The organism is Aquitalea palustris, from assembly GCF_003693445.1.
In the GTDB taxonomy this organism is placed as follows: domain Bacteria; phylum Pseudomonadota; class Gammaproteobacteria; order Burkholderiales; family Chromobacteriaceae; genus Aquitalea; species Aquitalea palustris.
This window is the reverse complement of the sequence record NZ_RFAR01000129.1, coordinates 1-5,002: the sequence shown is the minus strand read 5'-3', so window position 1 is coordinate 5,002 and position 5,002 is coordinate 1. Positions and strand designations below refer to the sequence as shown.

The 5,002-nt window shown below is 63.3% G+C and carries 4 protein-coding genes; 3 read left to right on the top strand and 1 reads right to left on the bottom strand.

Annotated elements, in window-relative coordinates:
* Window positions 1–255 (top strand): methyl-accepting chemotaxis protein (locus EAY64_RS19810; protein WP_305000389.1); only part of this gene is annotated, 255 nt, incomplete at its 5' end.
* A 70-nt stretch (window positions 256–325) separates the two neighbouring features.
* Here the strand turns inward: EAY64_RS19810 and EAY64_RS19805 are convergent.
* Window positions 326–1,489 carry an ABC transporter substrate-binding protein gene (locus tag EAY64_RS19805; protein ID WP_226034169.1) on the bottom strand — a complete coding sequence of 388 codons (1,164 nt, stop codon included), beginning with the start codon at window positions 1,487–1,489 and terminating at the stop codon, window positions 326–328.
* Window positions 1,490–1,716: 227 nt separating this feature from the next.
* Here EAY64_RS19805 and EAY64_RS19800 point away from each other — a divergent pair, with 227 nt between their 5' ends.
* Both EAY64_RS19800 and EAY64_RS19795 read left to right on the top strand, forming a co-directional pair.
* Window positions 1,717–4,362, top strand: coding sequence for a PAS domain S-box protein (locus EAY64_RS19800; RefSeq protein ID WP_103526446.1), 2,646 nt, complete (start codon window positions 1,717–1,719; stop codon window positions 4,360–4,362).
* Complete coding sequence (locus tag EAY64_RS19795) at window positions 4,359–4,967, top strand: response regulator transcription factor (RefSeq protein WP_103526444.1); 609 nt, start codon at window positions 4,359–4,361, stop codon at window positions 4,965–4,967. Before EAY64_RS19800 ends, EAY64_RS19795 begins: the two co-directional genes overlap by 4 nt.
* Window positions 4,968–5,002: the final 35 nt, after the last annotated feature.

Here is a 5,002-nt window from a genome sequence, read left to right as displayed (position 1 = left end):
GTGGTGGCCGATGAAGTGCGCAAGCTGGCCGAGCGCACCAGTGCGTCCACCGCAGAAATTTCGCAGATGGTGTCATCCATCCAGACCAGTACCGGGGCGGCGGTGGACAGCATGAGCGTGATTGGCGTCAAGGCACGCTCCAGCGTGGACAATGTCGGCAAGGTCGGCGACATCATCACCCAGATCCGTAGCGGGGCAGATTCGGTGGTAACCGCCATCCAGCAAATCGCCAGCGAACGCGGCGTCACTACCTGAGCCGCAGTCAGCAGGTGTTGGCAGCTGTTTATGCTCGGCGGGAGGTCTTGCGCCGGATCGTGAACAGCTTCTAGCGGCGCGGCTTGTCGGCCGGGTAGGCATACACCACCCTGCCACGTTCCACCTTGCCGATCACCGGCACATTCAGCTCCAGCGCCTCGTGATCCGTATGGCTGAAAGGCTGCTTGTAAGTGGTGATCACCCCGGCCACCGGCTGCTTGAGGTTTTCCAGCGCGTGCACGATGGCCTCGCCATCCAGCGAACCGGCCTGGCGGATGGCCTCCGCCATCAGTTTCATGCCGTCATAGCCTTGCGCCGCCGAAGGGGGCGATGGAATGCGCCGGGTATGGAACAACCACTGGTAGCCATCGAGAAAATCACGTCGGCGTCCGCTGTCATCCTCGTCGGGAATATAGCTTTGCACCATGCGCGCGCCCTCGCCGTTGGGGCCGGCATTGTCGATGAAATTGGACATCGATAGCGTCCAGCTACCGATGATGGGTACTTTCCAGTCCATGCGCGCCATGGTATTGGCCAGCTCGGCCAGCTCCGGGCCGATGGCATAAGTCAGGATGGCCTGGCTGCCGGCATTGCGTGCCTGCAGCAGGGCATTGGCCATATCCCGCTCCTGCAGGTTGAAGCGCGCCACATAGCTGGGTTTCAGCCCATGCTGGGCCAGTGCGCGGTCCAGCTCCATCAGCCCCTGATAGCCGTAATTGGTGTTGTCGGCAAAAATGGCCAGCTTGCGATAGCCGGAACGCTGCACCGCCTCGCGCACGATCAGCGGTGCTTGCAAGTCATCGGCGGCAGCCACCCGGAAAATGAAATTGTCGCTATTGCCATGCAGCGGAAACTGGCGTGTCAGGATAGCCGCCGTTGCCACTGCCAGCATCACCGGTACGCGCGCGTCCTGATAATTCTTGCTGGCTGCCAGAGCCACCCCGGTGTTGACGAAGCCCACCACCGCCACCACCCGCTCCTGGGTCAGCAGCTGCTGCGCCACCTTCAGGCCACGCGCCGGCAGGCCTGCGTCGTCGCGCTCCACCAGCTCGATCGGCCGGCCCAGCAGCCCGCCGCTGCGGTTGATTTCCGCCGCCGCCAGCCGGATGCCATTGCGCATGCTCAGGCCCATTGGCGCAGAGCCTCCGGTAAAGGCACCTGGCACGCCAATGCGGATGGGCTGCACCGCAGCCACTGCCAGGCCGCACGCCAGGCACAATAAAGCCCCACCCATTAAGCTGATCCCGCGCATGCCGCCCGTCTTCCCGCCTGATTGAAACCAGCCGCGAGATTACCCCCGGCACAGGCATGGACTCAAGTGCCATACGCATTGACTTGCCGGCAGGCCACAACCGGGGGCCAACCCTTACAGCCAGCCGCCGCTGCTTGTCGTAAACTGGAGCAAATCATTCCGGCTCGCCTGCGACCCGGCTCTTCGCCACCCACCCGCTCCCGCCCTCTATGCGCACACCCCGCTTTTACGAGTTTCGCAAACGCAGCGGCTGGTACCAGCTGTTTCCCAATACCACCATCGTGCTGTTCTTCCTCACCATGGGGGTGATGCTGTGGACACTGGATGCCCGCGAAGCAGAACAACAAAAAAGCAATCTGGCCCGTGATGCCCTGTGGGCCGAACAAACCCTGCAGTTGAAGCTGGAAGACAATCTGGCCCAGCTGACCGATCTGGCGCGCAGCCTGGGCAGCGGCGAAACCGATGAAGCCGCCTTCCAGACCCAGGCTTCGCAATTACTGGCCAACACGCCGGAGATGCTGGCAGTCGCGCGCAGCGACAGCCATGGCCTGCTGCGCTGGACCGCACCCTACGAAGAAGGACCGCTCTCACCCGGTGGCAGCATCCAGGCACAAGATGCCTTCAAGCTGGCACAACAGAATGGTCGTTTTGCCTACAGCGCCCCATTTCGCCGCAGCAATGGCAGCTGGCGTTACGAGCTGCATATACCGCTCTACCAGAACGGCCAGTTCAACGGCATGCTGGTGGCCACCTTCGATGCCGACAATGTGGTCAGACGGCTGCCCCCGGCCTGGTTCAGCGAAAAATACCAGCTGGAACTGCAAACCCGCGACGGCAATACCATCGCCCGCAATGCGCAGAATCGCCTGCGCAGTGGCCCGGCGGAAAAGCTGGAACTACCCGGTACCGGCCTGAGCATCAGCGCCCGCCCGGTACGCGGTGCCATGACCCAGGCCCGCCTGCTGCAACTGGGGCTGATCGGCGGCATGGCCCTGCTGACCCTGCTCAGCCTGCTCAGCCTCAACCGCCATATTCGTGGCCGGGTGGAGGCCGAGCGCGAACGCGACCGCGTCTACAAGCTGTCGCAGGAAATGCTGGGCGTGGTGCGGCGCGACACCACCATCCTGCAGCTCAACCCTGCCTTCGAACAGGGGCTGGGCTATAGCGCCGACGAATTGCTGGGCACTTCCTTCCTCAACTACCTGCTGCCCGAGGAAAGGGAAAGCGCCCGCGACAGCTTCGAGCGCCTGTTCGATACCGGCGGCACCGACCGCTTCGTGCAGACACGCATCCTCACCAAGCACGGCGAAGTGCGCTGGATTGTCTGGGCGCTCAGCCCATTGGCCGACAGCGGCGTAGCCTATGTATCCGGCCGCGACATCACCGCCGAGAAACAAGCCGAGCAGGCCTTGCGCCAGGAATCAGCCTTCCGCAAGGCCATGGAAGATTCGCTGGTGGTGGGCATTCGCGCCATCGACCTGCAAGGCCGCATCAGCTACGTCAACCCCTCGTTCTGCGCCCTCACCGGCTATAGCGAGCAAGAGCTGATCGGCCAGGGCGCGCCCTACCCTTACTGGCGGCAAGGCCCGCTCAGCGAGGGCAACCGGCGTGACCTGGACGACACCCTGGCCGGCAACGCCCCACCCGAAGGCTTCCAGTCCATCTTGCAACGCAAGAACGGCGAAGAATTCGACGCCCACATCCTGGCCTCCCCCCTCATCGACGCCCATGGCCGGCACACCGGCTGGATGGCCGTGCTGACCGACATCACCGAGCGGCTGGAAGCCCAGCGCCGGCTGGAAGCCTCGCACGACCGTTTCGTCACCGTCATCGAAGGACTGGATGCCGCCGTGGCCGTGGTCGACCCCGCCACGCTGGAGCTGCTGTTCTGCAATCAGCGCTACCAGCAATGGTTTACCCCGGACCAGCCGGCCAACAGCCAGCTGGGCTATTGTGACCTGCGCCTGGTCGAGCTGATGCGCAGCGCCCGCGACGTGGACATGGAAGTGTGGATGGACCCGCCAGCCCGCTGGATCTCCATGCGCCGGCGCAGCATACGCTGGGTGAACGGACGCATCGTGTCCATGACCATTCTCACCGACACCACCCAGCAGCACGACGCCGAAGAGCGCTACCAGCAGCAGATGCAGCAGCTGCAATCCACCTCGCGCCTGGTCACCATGGGCGAGATGGCCTCCACCCTGGCGCACGAGCTGAACCAGCCGCTGTCCGCCATTGCCAACTACCAGGCCGGCTGCATCGAGCGTATCCGCCAGGGCAAGGCCACACCGGAAACGCTGCTGCCGGTCATGGAAAAGATTACCGCCCAGGCCGAGCGCGCCGGCACCGTGGTGCGGCGCATTCGTGAATTCGTCAAACAGAGCGAGCCAGACCGCAAGACCTGCCTGCTCACCGACATCATCGAAGCCTCGCTGGCCATTGCCGACATCGAAGCGCGCCGTCAGGCCGCCACCATCGACGTCAAACTGGCCCCGGCACTCCCTGCCCTGTACGTCGACCCCATCCTGGTGGAGCAAGTACTGCTCAACCTGATCAAGAACGGCATCGAAGCCATGCAGGATTGCCCGGCCAGCGAGCGGGTGCTGCATGTGGAAGCCCGCCAGCTCAACCCGCGCCGCATCGAGATCGCAATCAGCGACCACGGCCACGGCGTGCCGCTGGACCTGAAAGAACGCCTGTTCGATGCCTTCTTCACCACCAAGGCCGAAGGCATGGGCATGGGCCTGAACATCTGCCGCACCATCATCGAATTCCACGAAGGCCAATTGTGGGTGGAAGACAATCCCGGTGGTGGTAGTATTTTCCGATTCACGCTACCGGTGTCCGAAACATGAGTGCCAGCTCTCCTCACGTTCACATCGTCGACGACGACGAAGCTTTCCGCGATTCGCTGGTTTTCCTGCTGGAAAGCCACGATTACGCCATCTCCTGTCATGCCAGTGCCGAAGCCCTGCTGGAAAACTTCCAGCCACAGGGCGCCGGCTGCCTGATCGTGGACATCCGCATGCCCGGCATGAGCGGGCTGGAACTGTTCGACGAACTCTGCGCCCGCCACAACCCCTGGCCGGTGATCTTCATTACCGGCCACGGCGATGTGCCAATGGCGGTGCAGGCCGTCAAACGTGGCGCACACGACTTCCTGGAAAAACCGTTCAACCAGCAAGCCCTGCTCACAGCTGTCGACAGCGCACTGTCGCTCAGCCAGCAGCAGCAAGCCAGCAGCGCCGCCCGCGACCGCCTGGCCGAATGCCTGGCCTCGCTCACCAGCCGCGAGCGCGAAGTACTGGACAAGGTGGTGGAAGGCAAGATGAACAAAGTGATTGCCGACGAACTGGGCATCAGCATCAAAACGGTGGAAGCCCATCGCGGCAAGATGATGGACAAGATGAAAGTGCGCTCCATCGCCGACCTGGTGCAGGCCGTGATGGCGCATCGCTAAGAGCGGCTAACAAAATAGCGTAGCGTCCCTGGGGC

Coding starts and splice junctions, on each gene's coding strand:
- EAY64_RS19805 (WP_226034169.1), bottom strand. CDS start 1,489: ATGGGTGGGGCTTTATTGTGCCTGGCGTGCGGCCTGGCAGTGGCTGCG.
- EAY64_RS19800 (WP_103526446.1), top strand. CDS start 1,717: ATGCGCACACCCCGCTTTTACGAGTTTCGCAAACGCAGCGGCTGGTAC.
- EAY64_RS19795 (WP_103526444.1), top strand. CDS start 4,359: ATGAGTGCCAGCTCTCCTCACGTTCACATCGTCGACGACGACGAAGCT.